The sequence below is a fragment of the Bradyrhizobium cedriense genome, assembly GCF_054602315.1.
In genome coordinates, this window is sequence record NZ_JBTSWB010000009.1 from 297094 (window position 1) to 314290 (window position 17197).

Below are 17197 nucleotides of genomic sequence, written 5' to 3' on the forward strand. Positions count from 1 at the left end.
TGCGGGAGATGACTTGCGTCCAAAATCATGCGGGCGTGAGCCTGTTCAGGGGCTTCATGCGGAATTGGGTGCGGTCCGCATTGATGTGGACGCCGCCATTTCCGAGGCCGCGTCGCATTTCGACTATCGCGTTGAGTATGCCCGACGGGCTGCTCGTTTTTGAAGAGGGGGACTAAACATGCTTTCTGCCAAACTTGTGAGTCGAACAATACTTGCGGTCAGTCTGATCGCTTGCGCATGTCCTGCAAGAGCTGCGGATGAACAGGCACCAGCTAAGGCTAAGCCAAAGCCCGTTGCAGACGCTCCGTTCTTCCTGGTGAATGACAACAGGCTTACCTACTCCTACCAGTTTACGGCTACGGATCCCGGTGCTTTCAGCACCCGGCCAGATGGGACCATCAACGGCCAGACCGCAAAGCAGGTCTATTCGTTCACCCATTTCGACATCTGGGCTTACGGCACAAACTTCTTCAACGTTGATATGTTGAAATCCGATCACAACGATCCTGCCTCCCCTTGCTCGCCCGCGGGTGTTCTGCCTTTTGGTCCCCAGGGAATTTGCGCCGGGGTGACGGAATTCTACGGCATCGAGCGGAGCACGTTCGGCTGGAATGAGATATTCAACACGAACGCCTTCAAGATAGGGCCGCTGCGGAATATTTCGTTCGAGGTCGGCGCCGATCTCGGTACTGCAAATAGCTACTTTGCACCCACAACGAACAACGTCGTTGGCGGTCTGCAATTCGCCTTCGATCTTCCGTACAAGGGCTATATCAACGTGGCGCCCCTGGTTGTCGCAGGGCTCGCCAGCCACAAATCGTTTCTTCAGTGTGGCCTGTTCAGTCCGGGCTCTCCGGACGTGACCTGCCTCTTGGATGGCAACAGGAGGTTCCCACCCACTTGGAAGGTCGAGACCAACTACTACATGGATCTCGGCTTCCTTCCTGAGAGCATCAGGTACTTCGCCATCAGTGGACGCGTTTCCGTGACCGGAGCGAAGGGCGACATCAACACCCTCCCTGCGTTGTCCGGTGTCGGACGTTTCAGCAACGCCAGCAAGATCGAATTGAACAGCGAACCGATCCGCTTGACGTTTGATGCCAGCAAGGCGTTTATGGGCCCCAAATACAGTCACTTCGTTGACGTCTGGGTTGCCTATCGCTACTGGCAGAACAAGTATGGCCTCGATGCGAATGCCACGCCCGGCACCTGCACCGTTGCCGCAACGGGCGTCAGCACGAACAGCTGCACTGAAAAATCCGCCAGCGCCGGCGTCTCGGTGAAGTTCTAGAGTCTGTTCTCTGCGCATAGAACGATGGCGCCGCGATCGACTACCGCGGCGCCATCCAAGGTTTGGGTTGAAACCTGGAAGTTTGGGTCCAAGCGCCAACCGCTAATTTCCGTGCTGTCAGCAGGGCCGTGAAAGTGCGCGAAGTTCTGGGCCAACGACCCCGAACATATGCTTGCGACGCAGCAAACCATCCGACTCTTAAGCGTGGGGGCCTGCCTCCGGAGTCGCTGACCACCCGACGCGAAGGCAGGCCCAACTCGGACATGGATGGCGGTTCAGCCTCGCTTGGCGGCGGGCATTTGGTCGCGTTAGGAAATGCGGGGCAATTCATGACGACAAGGCACTACAGGGCAGCGCTGAACAGCACCGTGGCCGCGGCAATCGCATTGGTCACAGCGATCGTCTGCTCATCAGTTGCATTGGCGGCCGACGAAGTGCGAGTGCGGTTCAGCTGGAAGCTCAAGGGGGAGTATGGACACCTCTACCTGGCGCAAGCGAGAGGTTTCTATTCGAACAAGAACCTTGCTGTGCGCATGGGGGAAGGAGCAGGTTCGCAAGCCGCGCTGGGGGCGCTCGTTCAGGGACAGGAAGATATTGTCATTATGCCCGCCATCTTCGCGGCCTCCGCGATCCAGAAGGGCATGCCGATCAAGATCATCGCACTGTACCATCCAAAGACGCCTGTCGTTCTGATTTCGCATCCCGACAAGCCCATTCTCAAGCCGCAGGATCTCGAGGGCAAGATCGTGGCGCATGCCGTCGGTGAAACGGGGACAACTTATCTCGGGACGTTCTGTGCCGTGAACAAGATCGACTGCACGAAAATCAAGACAGTTCAAATGGATGCCCAATTGCGCGTGCCTCAGTTCCTGCAGAACCAGGTCGATGCCGTAAGTATCTATCGCACCAACGACCTCCCCGTCTTGGAGCAGCGAACGGGAATCAAATTCCCGATCCTCGATCTTGCGCAGTATGGACTTGCCGTTCCAGGGTTGGCTGCTGTGACGAGCGATGCTGCGATTGCGAAGAAGTCCGATGTCCTCAGGCGCTATCTGGCAGCTGTTAGCGAGGGTATCGAGGCGGCGCGAAGAGACCCCAGAGCTGCGGCCGATGCGATTGCGAATGTTTGGCAAGTCGGCCCGTCCGTCGACGTCATCGAAGCGCAAGTTAGGGCGACGATTGACGCGATGGTGTCTGAGGAGGGGCGACCTATCGGCTGGGTCGATCCGAAGCTGATTGAGTACGCGATCGAGCTGCTCAAAACGGAGGGAACGATCGATCAACCCAAGCCGGCGGCTTCGTTCTTTAGCAACGACCTCCTTGCCAACTAATCGGAAAATTTTGATGTGGTCGATCCATCCAGCGCATATGGCTCGCCGGCCCATGCCTTCCAGGACGTTTGGAAGGCGAAGCGTCCTTGCAAGCCCCAAAAAGTGCGTGGGGACGCGAGAGTTCGAGTTCTATCAGAACCGCATTTACGGATACAACGTAACATCGTCTCTCCGCTTGCTGCCGAATAAACATTCGCGACGTCGTGCAACGGAGAAACTTACACTTGCGATGCTCCTCTCCAAGCTCCGGACTGCAGCAAGCGGTTTGTGTTCGACTATTGACCATCTCTCGCCGCCGCCGGAGGTCCCATGAAGATTGCCGTTGCCAAGGAAGTCGATCCGTCGGAGCCGCGCGTTGCCGCTTCGCCTGATACGGTGAAGAAGTTCAAGGCGCTGGGCGCCGAGATCGCCATCGAGCCGGGCGCCGGCCTCAAATCGGGCCTGCCCGATTCCGAATTCACTGCGGTGGGCGCTACCGTCAGCGCCGATGCGCTGAAGGACGCCGACATCATCATCAAGGTGAAGCGTCCCGAGGCCTCCGAGCTTTCGCAGTACAAGCGCGGTGCGCTCGTCATCGCCATCATGGACCCCTATGACAACGAGGCCGCGCTGAAGGCGATGGCCGATGCCGGCGTCTCGGCTTTCGCGATGGAATTGATGCCGCGCATCACGCGCGCGCAGGTGATGGACGTGCTGTCGTCCCAGGCCAACCTCGCCGGCTACCGCGCCGTGATCGAGGGCGCCGAGGCCTTCGGCCGCGCCTTCCCGATGATGATGACCGCGGCGGGCACCGTTCCGGCCGCAAAGGTGTTCGTGATGGGCGTCGGCGTCGCCGGCCTGCAGGCGATCGCGACCGCGCGCCGTCTCGGTGCCATCGTCACGGCCACCGACGTGCGACCCGCGACGAAGGAGCAGGTCGAATCGCTCGGAGCAAAGTTCCTCGCCGTCGAGGACGAGGAGTTCAAGAACGCGCAGACCGCCGGCGGTTACGCCAAGGAAATGTCCAAGGAGTACCAGGCCAAGCAGGCCGCGCTGACTGCCGAGCACATCAAGAAGCAGGACATCGTGATCACCACCGCGCTGATCCCGGGCCGGCCGGCGCCGAAGCTGGTCTCGGCCGAGATGGTCAAGTCGATGAAGCCGGGTTCGGTGCTGGTCGATCTCGCCGTCGAGCGCGGCGGCAATGTCGAGGGTGCCAAGGCCGGCGAAGTCGCCGAGGTCGATGGCATCAAGATCGTCGGCTACACCAATGTCGCGGGCCGTGTCGCCGCGTCGGCCTCCAGCCTTTACGCGCGCAACCTGTTCAACTTCATCGAGACCATGGTCGACAAGGCCAGCAAGGCGCTTGCCGTGAACTGGGACGACGAGCTCGTCAAGGCCACCGCGCTGACCAGGGACGGCGCCGTCATCCACCCGAACTTCCAGCCGAAGGTTTAAGGAGAGCCGCCATGGAGCATGCTGCACAGGTCGTCGACCCCTTCATCTTCCGGCTGTCGATCTTCGTCCTCGCCGTCTTCGTCGGCTATTTCGTGGTGTGGTCGGTGACGCCGGCGCTGCACACGCCGCTGATGAGCGTGACCAACGCGATCTCCTCAGTGATCGTGGTCGGCGCGCTGCTGGCCGGCGGCGTCGCCAACGTCTCGAGCGGTTCGGGATGGGCGCGCGCCTTCGGCTTCGTCGCGCTGATCTTTGCCTGCATCAACATCTTCGGCGGCTTCCTTGTCACCCAGCGCATGCTGGCGATGTACAAGAAGAAGTCGAAATAAGCGGCCACCTCGGGCTGATGGGATCAATGGGGACCTGAGATGAGCGCCAACCTCTCTGCATTTTTGTATCTCGTGGCGGGAGTGCTGTTCATCCTGTCGCTGCGCGGGCTGTCGAGCCCGGCGTCGTCGCGTCAGGGCAATATGTTCGGCATGATCGGCATGGCGATCGCGGTTGCGACCACGCTGGCTAACCATCCGCCGGCCGACGGTCTCGCCTGGGTGCTGGTGATTGTCGGCATCGCGATCGGTGGCGCAATCGGCGCGGTCATCGCGCGACGCGTGCCGATGACGTCGATGCCGGAACTCGTCGCCGCCTTCCATTCGCTGGTGGGCATGGCCGCGGTGCTGGTCGCCGCCGGAGCGTTCTACGCGCCCGAGGCCTTCGACATCGGCACACCCGGCAATATCCATTCGCAAAGCCTGGTCGAGATGTCGCTCGGCGTCGCCATCGGCGCGCTGACCTTCACCGGCTCGGTGATCGCGTTCCTGAAGCTGTCCGCGCGCATGAGCGGCGCGCCGATCATCCTGCCGTTCCGCCACATCATCAACATCGGTCTTGCGATCGCGCTCGTCGTCTTCATCGTCGGGCTGGTGACGTCCGGCAGTGCGTTCGACTTCTGGATGATCGTCATCCTGGCGCTGGCGCTCGGCGTGCTCATGATCGTCCCGATCGGCGGCGCCGACATGCCGGTCGTGATCTCGATGCTGAACTCCTACTCGGGCTGGGCGGCGGCCGGCATCGGCTTCACGCTCGGCAATTCGGCGCTGATCATCACCGGCGCGCTGGTCGGCTCGTCCGGTGCAATCCTGTCCTACATCATGTGCCACGCGATGAACCGATCCTTCATCTCGGTCATCCTCGGCGGCTTCGGTGGTGAGACGGCGGCTGCCGGCGGTGGAGCAGGCGGCGAGCAGAAGCCCGCCAAGCTCGGGTCGGCGGATGATGCGGCCTTCATCATGAAGAATGCGCAGAAGGTCATCATCGTGCCCGGCTACGGCATGGCGGTGGCGCAGGCCCAGCACGCGCTGCGTGAAATGGGCGACATCCTGAAGAAGGAGGGCGTCGAGGTGAAGTACGCCATTCACCCCGTCGCGGGCCGCATGCCCGGCCACATGAACGTGCTGCTGGCCGAAGCCAACGTGCCCTATGACGAGGTGTTTGAGCTCGAGGACATCAACTCCGAATTCGCGCAGGCCGACATCGCCTTCGTGATCGGCGCCAACGACGTCACCAACCCGGCGGCCGAAGAGGACAAGACCTCGCCGATCTACGGCATGCCGGTGCTGCAGGTCTGGAAGGCCGGCACGGTGATGTTCATCAAGCGGTCGCTGGCATCGGGTTACGCTGGTATCGACAATCCGCTGTTCTACCGCGACAACACCATGATGCTGCTCGGCGACGCCAAGAAGGTCACCGAGAACATCGTCAAGGCGATGTGATCGTAAAATCGCGACGCCGTTCCCGTCGCCCACGCGTCGTGCGGAAGTGCTCTCCCGACTCTAACCACCGACCGCTTGCGGGCGAGCCTTGAACTAGGAATGAACCCGACCGCCCCGTGGGAGGTACCGCTAGAGAGGATGGCGCTCGCTATCACAATGTCAGCACCTCCTGGCTTTTGCGCTGGCAGGGTCGCGACGTGTTCTGCCCAGCGTTCCAGCGCCTCGCGCATCTCGGCCGCGTACCGAGCGCGGTTATATACCCCGGCAACGCCAGCTCGGTGGCCGCTCACGTGGTTTAGGATCGCCTCCACGATGTGTGGCAACACGCCAAGCCGGTCGGCCATCGCCGTGGCTGCCGATCTCCGAAGATCGTGAACTGTCCAATGGGGCAAGGGTTCGCCCAGGGCTTCCGAAATCCTTGCATCAAGCGCCGTCTTCGACTTTGACCAGCCGGAGAACCCGCGATGCGGGTCACCGCTGCGTCGGGGTCCCTCACCAAAAAGGAAGTCTCGGCCTTTTCGGCGGGGCGGGAGCAGGGCCAAGGCGGCTGGAACCAATGGCAGCAGGTGCTGGCGATCGTTCTTGGTCCGGGCGCCTGGCAGCCTCCAGAGTCCCGAATTGGTATCAAGTTCGGCCCATTGCATACTGCCTACCTCATCACGGCGTTGGGCTGTGAGCAGCAACAAACGCACAATACGTCCGTAATCGTCATCGCCGCTGGCCCGCCAGATGGCTGACAGCTCAAGCTCTGTGAGGACCCGTTCGCGGCTTCCCGGCTGTGCGGGTCGATTAGTGCCGAGAACCGGGTTCGCGGGAATGTCGAGGCCCTCCCGTATTGCCCAGTTGAACATTGAGGACAGGGCTGTACGGGCTCGGGCAGCCAAGACCGCTCCATGAGCTGATGCGATGTCGACGATACGAGCCGAGATATGACGTCGGGTGATCTGGAAAACCGCGACCGGATGCACGGGTTTCCAACTGACCAGCAAGTAGCGTTCATTTCCGAATAGGTGCTCGGCTTCAGCCTTTGTTTGGCGTTCCGGAGATATTGATCCGCGATTGTCCGGAGTGTGTCGGCCGCCTGCAGGCGCGCCTTGGCCTTCTCGTCCGCCGGGTCTTTGCCATCGGCAACCAGGCCCAAAAGCCGCTTGGCCTCCCTGCGCGCAAGCTCGGGTGTCCAAGGGGCTCGAACTACTGGCCGGTCGCATAACCCAGGAGCAATTTCAGAACTACGCCTTCCGAGGCGACAATTTCTTCGAACAGCAACTTAAGGCTGGCTGCACCATTCAGACGGCCCGCTTGGAAAAAGGGGGCCTGGACGAGGACGACGACCAACTGGTTTTCGAGCTTGAGCCTGACTGGGGCGCGAGACCGCTCCGCAATCCAAAGCTTTGAGGCCTGGTCGGTCTAGCCTGCGCGGCGTTCTCACGATCGTGCAAAAGCAACGAGCGGTCTGAGATCATGATTGTCGGCAGCTCGGAGCGCTGTGATGTAGGCCGTGCGCGCAGTGCCGGTTTTTTGCAGTTCGGCTCCGCCCCAGGTGAAGCGTTGCCCGCCGAGTTGCGTGACCAACACGTCGGCCGCTAATCGCGACCAACGACCATTTCCGTTCGGAAATGGATGTACGGACACCAGACGGTGATGAAAGCGGACTGCAAGTTCATCGGGCTGGTAGGTCTTGTGTTCGACCCAATAGCGCACGTCGTTCAACAGTTCGTGCAGCGAGACTTCAATCATGTGAGGCTTGACGCCGAGATTGCGCTCCGTCGTCCGGTACTTGCCGGCCCAGCGCCAGACGCGTTCGAACATGCGCCGGTGCAGGCTCTTGAGAAAACTCTCGCGCGTCGGAACCTTGCGGCGTGCAAACGCCCAGCGGTTTGCTGTCGCGATGTTCTGCTGCTCGAGTTCGTTCAACTCGCTGCGTAAAGTAATGTGCGTTGGGATAAGATCTTCGCGCTCCTGGGGCGTCAGCGGTGTCGCGTGATCGTCGGCGGCGTGCAGATCAGTTTCAGTCATTCGTCATCCCAGAGACGCGCGGGGCGTTTCAATAGATCCTCGATCGCTTGCTCCCGAAGCGCGCGGGCAGCCTGATTGTTCTCCACAGCCTGGTCTTCAAGCCGCATCGTTTGCTCGATAGCTCGTGATTGCCGCTCAGCGACCTCGGCAGCTCGCTTGGTCACAACTTCTGCGAGGGGGCGCTCGGGTACAAGCACATAGACCAACCGGCAGCCGAGGGCCTCAGCCGCGCGTTGAAGCGTATTGAGGGTTACACTGCCGCCTTGCTCGGATTTTTCAAGTTCCACGATACGCGGCTGCGATACCCCCAATCTCTTTGCATATTGTGCGGTGGTCATACCGAGTGCGTCACGGATCGCGCGAAGCCAGCCCTTTGGAGGGCGCTGCGCGTGCGAGAGCGCTCGGAGCGTGGCAAAGCGGCTGTCGAGATGGCGGATGGCGTCTTTCATGCGATAAGATATAGCATATAGTTTATTGCCAAATCTATAAGATATATCTTATCAAAAACTCTTGTATCAATAAGCTATTTCTTATACACGGAGACCCAAGCTATCCGATCAATCGAGAACGATCTTGAGGCTGGACACGCCGCGGTCATCCAGATCGTGTCGACGTGCGAGGCGCTGATGGAGAAACAGGTGGACGCCGTGAGCATCTATCGCACCAGTGACCTGCCCGTCCTCGAGCAGCGGACCGGAATCAAGTTTCCGATCCTCGATCTTGCACAATATGGGCTCGTCGTTCCGGGGCTGGCCGCAGTCACGGGCGATGCCGCTATTGCCAAGATGCCGAATATTCTCAAGCGCTATCTCGCCGCTGTTAACGAGGGCATCTGGGCCACACGAAGTGATCCGAGGGCCGCTGCGAATGCCATCGCCAAGGTTTGGCAGGTCGGCCCGTCGGTGGATGTTATCGAAGCACAAGTCAGGGCCACGATTGACGCGATGGTGCCCGAGGAAGGAAAGCCCATCGGATGGGTCGACGCCAAGCTCATCGAGCAAGCCATCGAGTTGCTCAGGACCGAACACGCGATCGATCGTCCAAAGCCCGCGGCGTCGTTCTTTACCAATGAACTCTTCGCCAACTGACTGGCCAGTGACCGCATGCAAGTTCCGACTGTGGGCGTCGGGCCGGGTCAGACGATATGAATCCTGCGCATCATTGCGCTCACATCTATTCCAGTCCGACGCCCGCAGGTGGGACTGGGACGGCAATTCTCGATGAACTGGCTCGCGGTCCCTTTACTGCATTGTTGCTTCGGTCAAGCCTGTGGTGAGACGATGCAAGCTGCTGTATGCTCGTATCCGCCTCTAAAACTCATTGGTCATCTGCGGATCCCCAAGAAGCTTCCTCCGGTAGTCTTTCTGGCCCTGACCTTGTGAATCTCGGTCCGGCACTTGAAATGCTTGTGCAGATGGTCGCTGCTCCGCCCATAGGACGGTAGCTTCGCGAAATCGCCTCAAAATCTCTAAACGATGACCACAAGAATCACGTTCCGTGCTGACGGTGCCGTTCGCTGCGTTGACGCGTTGAACGATCCGGTGAAAGCGAATGGCGTCGGAGTGATGGAATCGTTCAATCGCGAACAAGTCCAGGAGAGATGATGAAGTTGCTGAAGACCTCTGTAGTCGCATGTGTCCTTTCGGCTTTGCTTGCGGGCCAGGTGCTCGCCCAAGACCTTTCGACCGACGCCAAGAGTCGCGGCGGTATGCAAGGTAAGAGTATACAGGGCGGCATGAGCGATGATGAGGATTCGACCGCTCAGCTCGGCGCTGCGGACCGAAAGGCAGGTATGAAGCCGGTCAAGAGCACAAAGGGTGCAACCGGCACAACCGGAATCGCTCCGAACAAGGGGACTGCTGACGATTCCTCAGTCGGCGGCACGCCGACTGCCGGCAAGCGCCACTAGCGGCCGACGCTTATCGGCAAACCTCCGGTCGCGCGAGGCGGCCGGAGGTTTTTTCGTCTTGAGTTCGATCCCAACGCGAATAGCCCAGCAGCAAGCAATCAAGTTGATTGCTGGTCAAAACTGTCGGCGTCCCCCTGCGGCTTGTCCATTAAAATGAGTTGCTGTTCGACATAGGGGCGGAAGCATTTGCCCTTAATCTTGCCGCGGGAGATAGCTCCGCGAGCTGGTCGAATTTGCGCACCAACAGGGCGTCACTTCAATTCGCGCTTTGGTCTGGTTTGATTGTCAAGTGATGTTTCTGGTGTCTCCCGGCGCGAGCGAGGATGGTATGTGTTGTCAGTCAAGCGTTGGGTGCGCCCCACGGTTGATGCTATCGCTTATCGAAGTCGCGCAGGGTGGTGCTGTTCGGGGCGACGCCTCAAGCTCTGCAGCGGAGTGCGTCCAGCCGCCGCCCGGATGGATGAGGTCTCACAGCACGTTCCGGCAGGATATCGCCAGTTCGGCTGCCCGGCTCGGGAGCTGGCAACTAAGATCAGGCCTTCTTCGCCGATTTGCCGTCGAGCCGGATGCAGTGAAGAACTCATCGCGGTTTTTGGCGCAAAGGGGCTTTGCCTTGCTCATGCCAATCCGCTTTGCGAGCTTCATGCCCAGGCTGTCAATCGGCATTCAAAGTTGACGCTCCCGCTGATTATTCGCAAGCTTGCACCGTACTTCCGGATTTCCTCCGCCACGGCCTCGCAGCTCGGGGAGCCTTGTCGGCGCATTTCCGACGTGACGGACAATTGCAGCCGAGGGAGTCTACCTGATGCAAGGCGATCCAACTTCGCACGGACTCTGGGAACTGACGGCTCCGCATGCACCTCAGACCGGTCGTCTGGCCGGCGAGATTGACGTCGATATCCTCGTCATCGGTGGCGGATATACCGGGCTTTCGTCCGCTCTCCACCTTGCAGGAGGAGGAGCGCGGGTCGCGGTCCTCGAGGCGTCTGAAATCGGCTTCGGCGGCTCCGGACGCAATGTCGGTCTCGTGAATGCCGGTATGTGGGTCATGCCGGACACTCTCGTAGCGACGCTGGGACAAACCCATGGGGAGCGCCTGATCGATCTGCTCGGCCATGGGCCGCGACGGGTGTTCGATCTTATCGCGCAACATGGCATTGAATGCGAACAAGAGCCCACGGGCACGTTGCACTGTGCAGTCGGACGCAGGGGATTGGAAGAAATCGAGGCTCGTGCTGAACAATGGCAGCGACGTGGTGCGCCGGTCGAGATTCTCGATGCCGAGGAGACGCGCCGGAGGATCGGCGGTGGCGACTACGCCGGTGCACTGCTGGATAAACGCGCTGGCACAATTCAGCCGCTGGCCTATGTTCGTGGTTTGGCTCGCGCCGCGCTTGCTGCGGGCGCGAAAATTTTCACTCAGAGTGCCGCTCTTTCCGCCAGCGACGGCGGCTCGCGCTGGAAAGTCAATACGGCAGCCGGATCTGTGCGTGCAGATTGGGTGATTGTCGCCACTGATGCCTACGCGCGAGGACCCTGGTCGCAGGTCCGGAAGGAGCAGATCCCACTGCCTTACTTCAACTTTGCGACCCAACCTCTCTCGGATAATTTGAGAGCATCGATCCTGCCCGAACGCCAGGGAGCCTGGGATACGAAACAGGTGCTCAGTTCATTTCGCTTCGACCGTGCAGGTCGGCTGGTTTATGGCAGCATCGGTGCTCTTGAGCGGAGCAGCGCAGCAGTCCACAGGGCGTGGGCAATCCGCTCGCTGGGCAATCTGTTTCCTCAGCTCGCCGATATCGAATTCGAGGCCGGTTGGTACGGGATGATCGGTATGACCTCGGACAACCTGCCACGCTTTCACAAGCTGGACCGCAATGTAATTGCGTTCAGTGGATACAACGGCCGCGGAATTGCGCCAGGCACTGTGTTCGGCGGCGTACTCGCGTCCTATGTGCTGGGGCACCTTACGGACCAAGACCTTCCGCTTCCGATCACACCGCTGGAGGAACCGCGCTTCCGCGACGCGCGGGAGACGCTCTATCGTATCGGGGCGCGACTCGTTCATTTGACCGAAGCCCGGCTCTGATCCGTCAGCTCTCGGTAGTCCGCGAGTTCCACGCAAGGCACATGCTGCCTTCTCGCCGACATATTGCAATTCCGGCGGTCTCGCAAGACGGCTATTGCCAGTCTCGCTCGATTGCTGACGTCAGATGCCGACAACATGGTCGAACACCCGACACCGTTCTCAACGTGCCCACCCATTTGAAAGAAGGAACCGCGCCGACGCCGGTCGCGATCTCCGCAAGTCAATCAAGCGGATCAGCGATGTTTTCTCCCTCGATAACACTGGACGTCGGCTTTGCAACCTGTGAATCCGTGCTCGCGTGCGATGGATTTGGCGCAGGCCGGCACGCTTTGGACAAGCGCAATGCGAGACGCGTTCAGGCGGCTCTTGCGACGCTGACAGCGCGTTGTGCGAGCTTTGTGAGTGTGTCAGCTTTGGTACCATTGTCTGTGAGTTGACACTCCGTTGATGCGCAGGGTCTATAGATCCAGCTCTTCTCGTCGCGGCACGTAGATTGCTTTGGTCGGCATACCATCACCAATCCAGGGCTTGGTGATGCAGGGGCGGACCGGACGCATCACCCGCGTTTGAGTCCGTCCCGTCGATCTGCTGCGAGGCGACATGAAACGGCCGCCGGAAGAACGACGCAACAATCACGGAGTCTCCCAATGGAAATCGTCTTGGGATGTTGCGCCGGGCTCGTTTTCACCGGCATCCTGGTTGCGTGCTACTGGGCAGTGCGGTGACAAGGAGCCGCAACGCGTGTCTCTGTTTTTGAAATTGATCGAACCTGACCCGCACCATAGCCTCCTGAAGCGAGCCTTGTCGCATGGCTCGCAAGCCTTTTGGCTCGTCAACAATAATCCTTGGTATCCTCTTCCGAATAGAGCGCTGCAAAGTGCGTTTCCTGACGTTTCTGTTCCGGAGACTGCATTGAGGAACCCGCGCGGCCAGCGCGAAAGATGCCCCGCCACCGCTATCAAGTCGATCATAGCGGACGTTTCCGCCCCGCTGAGTCCGACGAGCAATGAGACGCGACAATGTGATGATCCGCTCGGCTTTGGCTGTTCCGCCTAGCTTTGGTCAACACTGGATTGGAAATCATAGAGCCTACGCTGCCCACCGGCATCGCAGGCCAATGTCACCTGGACTGGACAGTCTTGCTGCTTGCGCCGACTCGCTGCCGCGGATCGCAAAAAGCGCGGCTACGGGAACGGGATGTCGCATCTCAGTCAGCCGAACGAGCTTTGTGCCGCGAAGGGTTTATGCAGACGTGCCCATTGCTTCAAAGGAGTAAACCATTGTGGGCCATATGAGTTGCCAGCTTACGGGAATGTCCGATGCCCCGACGATCGGTCGTGGCGTCAGTTCTCCTTGGCAACTATCGCCGCGCGATCGAGGGCATTCCGATGTCCGGAGCAGCCTGCCGAGTAGGCTTTGAACGGACAACGTGGAGAGGCGACTTGTATGGAACGGTACACGGTCTACATGGTCAGACACGACGGGCATCTCGTAGGCTTTGTCGAGTTTATCTGTTCGGACGAAGGGACCGCCACTGAGCGGGTGCGGAAGCTTGCAAGCGACCACGCGGTTGAGCTTTGGCAGAACGATCGTAGGATCGCAGCATATGAAGGACGCCGGTGGCGCTGCGAAAAGGAGATCGATTGAGATGAGTACGCGACGAAATTATTCGACGTAGGGAGCTGGCCGCCCGCCGCAGAATCGGCAGATGTTCGATGTCCATTAGCCAAACTGGTTGATCTCCGCAGAGTTGTCGAACATGCTCGGCACACGAACATAAACCCCGGCATCGCTGCCGGGGTTTTCGTATTCCGCGGTTCGCCTGAGTGGCCAGACTCAGAAGTCCATGCCGCCCATGCCCCCCATGCCGCCGCCCGGGGGCATCGCGGGGCCAGCGCCGCCCTTCTTGGGCAGCTCGGCGACCATGGCTTCGGTGGTGATCAGCAGCGCCGCGACGGAGGAGGCGTTCTGGATCGCGGTGCGAACGACCTTCGTCGGGTCGATGATACCCTTGGTGACGAGGTTGCCGTACTCGCCGGTCTGCGAGTCGAAGCCGTAGGCATACTGGTCCTTCTCCAGGATCTTGCCGACGATCACCGAGCCGTCTTCACCGGCGTTGATCGCGATCTGGCGAGCGGGAGCCGACAGCGCCTTGCGCACGATCTCGACGCCGGTCTTCTGGTCGTCGTTCTTGGTGCGCAGGCCCTTGAGCTGCTCGGAGGCACGGAGCAGGGCGACACCGCCGCCCGGGACGATGCCTTCCTCGACAGCCGCGCGGGTCGCATGCATCGCGTCATCAACGCGATCCTTGCGCTCCTTCACCTCGACCTCGGTCGCGCCACCGACGCGGATCACCGCGACGCCGCCCGCGAGCTTGGCGAGACGCTCCTGGAGCTTCTCACGGTCGTAGTCCGAGGTGGTTTCCTCGATCTGCGCCTTGATCTGGGCCACGCGCGCCTCGATGTCGGCCTTCTTGCCGGCCCCGCTGACGATCGTGGTGTTCTCCTTGTCGATCATCACCTTCTTGGCGCGACCGAGCATGTTGAGCGTGACGTTCTCGAGCTTGATGCCGAGATCTTCCGAGATCGCCTGGCCGCCGGTCAGGATCGCGATGTCCTGCAGCATGGCCTTGCGGCGATCGCCGAAGCCCGGAGCCTTGACGGCCGCGACCTTCAGGCCACCGCGCAGACGGTTCACGACGAGGGTGGCGAGCGCTTCGCCTTCGACGTCTTCCGCGATAATCACAAGCGGCTTGCCGCTCTGCACCACGGCTTCCAACAAGGGAAGCAATTCGTTCAACTGAGATAGTTTTTTCTCATTGATCAGTACGTAGGCATCTTCCATTTCAACGCGCATCTTGTCGGCGTTGGTGACGAAGTAGGGCGAGATGTAGCCGCGGTCGAACTGCATGCCCTCGACAACTTCGAGTTCGGTCTCCAGCGACTTGGCTTCCTCGACGGTGATGACACCTTCGTTGCCGACCTTTTTCATGGCATCGGACAGGAACTTGCCGATCTCCGCATCGCCGTTGGCCGAGATGGTACCGACCTGGGCGATCTCGTCGTTCGAGGTGACCTTCTTGGAGTTCGTCTGCAGGTCCGCCACGACCGCGTCTACGGCGAGATCGATACCGCGCTTCAGGTCCATCGGGTTCATGCCGGCGGCGACCGCCTTGGCGCCTTCGCGCACGATCGCGGCCGCGAGAACGGTCGCGGTGGTGGTGCCGTCGCCGGCGGCGTCAGCGGATTTGGAGGCGACTTCGCGCACCATCTGCGCGCCCATGTTCTCGAACTTGTCGTCGAGCTCGATGTCCTTGGCGACGGTGACGCCGTCCTTGGTGATGCGCGGTGCGCCGAACGACTTGTCGAGCACGACGTTGCGGCCCTTCGGACCGAGCGTGACCTTCACCGCGTTGTTGAGGATGTCGACGCCGCGCAGCATGCGGTCGCGAGCATCGACGCCGAATTTGACTTCTTTGGCTGACATATTGGTGTCCCTGAGTTGATTGGTCTCATCTCACTCTCGAGGCGCCCGGCAGGCGCTCCTCAAGGGGTGAGCGGTGCGAGCGGTTGGATTAGGCGGCCTTCTTCTTGGCCGACGCATCGGTGAGAACGCCCATGATGTCGCTCTCCTTCATGATCAACAGCTCCTGGCCGTCGATCTTGACCTCGGTGCCCGACCACTTGCCGAACAGCACGCGATCGCCGACCTCGACGTCGATCGGGATCAGCTTGCCGCTCTCGTCGCGGCCGCCCGGGCCGACGGCGATCACTTCGCCCTGGGACGGCTTTTCCTTGGCCGTGTCGGGAATAATGATGCCACCGGCGGTCTTCTCTTCGGCGTCGATGCGCTTGACCACGACGCGGTCGTGAAGCGGACGGAATTTCATGCAGTCCTCCTAAGCAATTGCTTGGGTTGGTGATTTAGGTGGTTAGCAGTCGATGTCTGCGAGTGCCAATGCAGGCGGAGCACAGGTAGGGCTGGTCTTTTCGGGAAGCAAGGGCTCCTCGTAGAAAAAAGCGCTTAGGTATTCGCCGGCTGTTCGGGGTCATACCGGCGAATGACCGAACCGGCGATCTGCCCTTGGTGCCGAGGATTTTCCTCACTATCCCGCGCGGACGCGAACTCGTGATGGCACGCTGGGGCGTGCCGAGCTCGTGGCAGGTTCTGTGGACGCCACCAAGAAGCTAGAAGCAAAGGGCAGGCCAGTCGACTTCCAGCAACTGCTGAGGATGAGCTCGATGGCGCCACGACCAACGTCCGGCAGTGAGAGCGCGCACTGGAAGCGCTGGCTCGATCCGCAGAGCCGCTGCCTGGTGCCGTTCACCTCGTTCTCCGGGGACGACACCATCGATGGCAAGAAGGTGTCGGTCCGGTCCGCTCCCGACGAGAGCCGGCCTGTTCTCGACGATCGAGTTGCAGCCGGCAAAGATGGAATGCATTTCCGCCAACGCCGCTGTGAGGCGTACCGAGGCGTGGTCCCGCAAGCCCGGCATCATGGGCGCGGTCGCCTTCTCGGGGACCGAAGGACCCATCGCGCGGCGACTGCGGCGATGCCAAGGTGATCCGGAAATGCGGCAACGTACCCGAAGATCTGAGCGCGCTGATCGTCCGACGTTGCCACACCGCGGCGGTGGCATCAGAGCGGAATTAGCCTGCGGACTCGCATTTGAGGCATCGCCACATCGTGGCTCGCCGCTATCACGATTTGCGGCCAAGTCATGGACTTCCTGCAACAAGGGCAGACGCGAATGATGCTGGAACGTGACTGGGCGACACGAGGAAGGCGAGAGATCAACTGAGAGGATCCGCCGGATGCTCGGCGAAACCAGATGAACCGGGCAAGCTCGAACCCGATCCCGCAGACTCCTCCGCAGCGAGCCTTTCGACTTGTTCGACGATTTCCGACCGGGTGCGTTGATCGCGTATCCGTAGAAAAGCGCGGATAAGCCTAAGTCCCTGCAGATCACTTCGCGTTGAAAACGCGTTATCGTTCATTTTCGAGCTCCCTGGCTTTCTTTAGGTGAGTCAAGTCGCAAGTGCAAGAATGGTCCGCGTCACGCATCGGTTGCAACTTAAATCCTACCAAAAAGAAGGGGTCCCGCTCGGGCCTGAACGCAGATTCACAGGGAGCCTATGCGGGGTATGCGGGGTAGGATGCGTGCCACAGTTTACCCTTTATAGCCTCCCATCCTGGTGCAGAGACGATGAAGAGAAGCGCAATTCAACGACGAGAGCGGCCGTAGCTGCTGCCCATACGTTCCAATACACCAATCTACTTGTGCTCTTTTCGACAAATTCGGATGGGACAACGCGGCGGATGCTAGCCACAGAATGTCGGAAGCCAGCCACAGA

The 17197-nt window shown here is 60.4% G+C and carries 14 protein-coding genes; 9 read left to right on the forward strand and 5 right to left on the reverse strand.

Going from position 1 to position 17197, the window contains the following annotated elements; translation table 11 throughout:
• The first annotated feature begins 178 nt into the window (after window positions 1-178).
• From ACYCVF_RS31810 to ACYCVF_RS31830, 5 genes are all read left to right on the forward strand, one after another.
• A complete protein-coding gene (locus ACYCVF_RS31810; protein WP_459606756.1) occupies window positions 179-1291 on the forward strand; it encodes a hypothetical protein in 1113 nt (370 codons plus the stop codon).
• Between the two features lie 329 nt (window positions 1292-1620).
• Complete coding sequence (locus tag ACYCVF_RS31815; RefSeq protein ID WP_459606755.1) at window positions 1621-2622, forward strand: ABC transporter substrate-binding protein; 1002 nt, start codon at window positions 1621-1623, stop codon at window positions 2620-2622.
• A gap of 309 nt (window positions 2623-2931) precedes the next feature.
• Complete coding sequence (locus ACYCVF_RS31820) at window positions 2932-4059, forward strand: Re/Si-specific NAD(P)(+) transhydrogenase subunit alpha (protein ID WP_459606754.1); 1128 nt, start codon at window positions 2932-2934, stop codon at window positions 4057-4059.
• Between the two features lie 11 nt (window positions 4060-4070).
• Window positions 4071-4388: a proton-translocating transhydrogenase family protein gene (locus ACYCVF_RS31825; RefSeq protein WP_014492434.1), complete on the forward strand. Its 318-nt coding sequence runs from the start codon at window positions 4071-4073 to the stop codon at window positions 4386-4388.
• Window positions 4389-4427: 39 nt separating this feature from the next.
• Window positions 4428-5828, forward strand: coding sequence for an NAD(P)(+) transhydrogenase (Re/Si-specific) subunit beta (locus ACYCVF_RS31830; RefSeq protein WP_459606753.1), 1401 nt, complete (start codon window positions 4428-4430; stop codon window positions 5826-5828).
• Here the strand turns inward: ACYCVF_RS31830 and ACYCVF_RS31835 are convergent.
• Complete coding sequence (locus tag ACYCVF_RS31835) at window positions 5756-7036, reverse strand: tyrosine-type recombinase/integrase (protein ID WP_459612948.1); 1281 nt, start codon at window positions 7034-7036, stop codon at window positions 5756-5758. The genes ACYCVF_RS31830 and ACYCVF_RS31835 overlap by 73 nt on opposite strands.
• Between ACYCVF_RS31835 and ACYCVF_RS31840 the strand changes: the two genes are divergently transcribed.
• Complete coding sequence (locus tag ACYCVF_RS31840; protein ID WP_459606752.1) at window positions 7002-7223, forward strand: hypothetical protein; 222 nt, start codon at window positions 7002-7004, stop codon at window positions 7221-7223. The genes ACYCVF_RS31835 and ACYCVF_RS31840 overlap by 35 nt on opposite strands.
• Before the next feature lie 30 nt (window positions 7224-7253).
• Here the strand turns inward: ACYCVF_RS31840 and ACYCVF_RS31845 are convergent, their stop codons facing one another.
• A complete protein-coding gene (locus ACYCVF_RS31845) occupies window positions 7254-7844 on the reverse strand; it encodes a mobile mystery protein B (protein ID WP_459606751.1) in 591 nt (196 codons plus the stop codon).
• Window positions 7841-8293 carry a mobile mystery protein A gene (locus ACYCVF_RS31850; protein ID WP_459606750.1) on the reverse strand — a complete coding sequence of 151 codons (453 nt, stop codon included), beginning with the start codon at window positions 8291-8293 and terminating at the stop codon, window positions 7841-7843. Before ACYCVF_RS31850 ends, ACYCVF_RS31845 begins: the two co-directional genes overlap by 4 nt.
• A 177-nt stretch (window positions 8294-8470) precedes the next feature.
• Here ACYCVF_RS31850 and ACYCVF_RS31855 point away from each other — a divergent pair, with 177 nt between their 5' ends.
• The 3 genes from ACYCVF_RS31855 to ACYCVF_RS31865 all read left to right on the forward strand — a co-directional run bounded on the left by ACYCVF_RS31855 (window position 8471) and on the right by ACYCVF_RS31865 (window position 11842).
• The gene (locus tag ACYCVF_RS31855; RefSeq protein WP_459606749.1) at window positions 8471-8932 is read left to right on the forward strand and encodes an ABC transporter substrate-binding protein; all 462 of its coding nucleotides are present in this window, start codon (window positions 8471-8473) and stop codon (window positions 8930-8932) included.
• A gap of 515 nt (window positions 8933-9447) precedes the next feature.
• Window positions 9448-9753 (forward strand): hypothetical protein, encoded by a 306-nt coding sequence (locus ACYCVF_RS31860; protein WP_459606748.1) that lies wholly within the window; start codon window positions 9448-9450, stop codon window positions 9751-9753.
• A gap of 805 nt (window positions 9754-10558) precedes the next feature.
• Window positions 10559-11842 (forward strand): NAD(P)/FAD-dependent oxidoreductase, encoded by a 1284-nt coding sequence (locus ACYCVF_RS31865; protein ID WP_459606747.1) that lies wholly within the window; start codon window positions 10559-10561, stop codon window positions 11840-11842.
• A gap of 1836 nt (window positions 11843-13678) precedes the next feature.
• On the opposite strand, the gene groL is transcribed toward ACYCVF_RS31865, so the two are convergent.
• Both groL and groES read right to left on the reverse strand, forming a co-directional pair.
• On the reverse strand, window positions 13679-15328 hold the full coding sequence (groL, locus tag ACYCVF_RS31870; protein ID WP_459606746.1) for a chaperonin GroEL: 1650 nt from the start codon (window positions 15326-15328) through the stop codon (window positions 13679-13681).
• Window positions 15329-15416: 88 nt separating this feature from the next.
• On the reverse strand, window positions 15417-15731 hold the full coding sequence (gene groES / locus ACYCVF_RS31875) for a co-chaperone GroES (protein ID WP_027548167.1): 315 nt from the start codon (window positions 15729-15731) through the stop codon (window positions 15417-15419).
• Window positions 15732-17197: the final 1466 nt, after the last annotated feature.

Excerpts from the sequence above, each read along its gene's own strand:
- ACYCVF_RS31810 (WP_459606756.1), top strand. The coding sequence starts at position 179 with ATGCTTTCTGCCAAACTTGTGAGTCGAACAATACTTGCGGTCAGTCTG.
- ACYCVF_RS31815 (WP_459606755.1), top strand. The coding sequence starts at position 1,621 with ATGACGACAAGGCACTACAGGGCAGCGCTGAACAGCACCGTGGCCGCG.
- ACYCVF_RS31820 (WP_459606754.1), top strand. The coding sequence starts at position 2,932 with ATGAAGATTGCCGTTGCCAAGGAAGTCGATCCGTCGGAGCCGCGCGTT.
- ACYCVF_RS31825 (WP_014492434.1), top strand. The coding sequence starts at position 4,071 with ATGGAGCATGCTGCACAGGTCGTCGACCCCTTCATCTTCCGGCTGTCG.
- ACYCVF_RS31830 (WP_459606753.1), top strand. The coding sequence starts at position 4,428 with ATGAGCGCCAACCTCTCTGCATTTTTGTATCTCGTGGCGGGAGTGCTG.
- ACYCVF_RS31835 (WP_459612948.1), bottom strand. The coding sequence starts at position 7,036 with ATGCGACCGGCCAGTAGTTCGAGCCCCTTGGACACCCGAGCTTGCGCG.
- ACYCVF_RS31845 (WP_459606751.1), bottom strand. The coding sequence starts at position 7,844 with ATGACTGAAACTGATCTGCACGCCGCCGACGATCACGCGACACCGCTG.
- ACYCVF_RS31850 (WP_459606750.1), bottom strand. The coding sequence starts at position 8,293 with ATGAAAGACGCCATCCGCCATCTCGACAGCCGCTTTGCCACGCTCCGA.
- ACYCVF_RS31855 (WP_459606749.1), top strand. The coding sequence starts at position 8,471 with ATGGAGAAACAGGTGGACGCCGTGAGCATCTATCGCACCAGTGACCTG.
- ACYCVF_RS31860 (WP_459606748.1), top strand. The coding sequence starts at position 9,448 with ATGAAGTTGCTGAAGACCTCTGTAGTCGCATGTGTCCTTTCGGCTTTG.
- ACYCVF_RS31865 (WP_459606747.1), top strand. The coding sequence starts at position 10,559 with ATGCAAGGCGATCCAACTTCGCACGGACTCTGGGAACTGACGGCTCCG.
- groL (WP_459606746.1), bottom strand. The coding sequence starts at position 15,328 with ATGTCAGCCAAAGAAGTCAAATTCGGCGTCGATGCTCGCGACCGCATG.
- groES (WP_027548167.1), bottom strand. The coding sequence starts at position 15,731 with ATGAAATTCCGTCCGCTTCACGACCGCGTCGTGGTCAAGCGCATCGAC.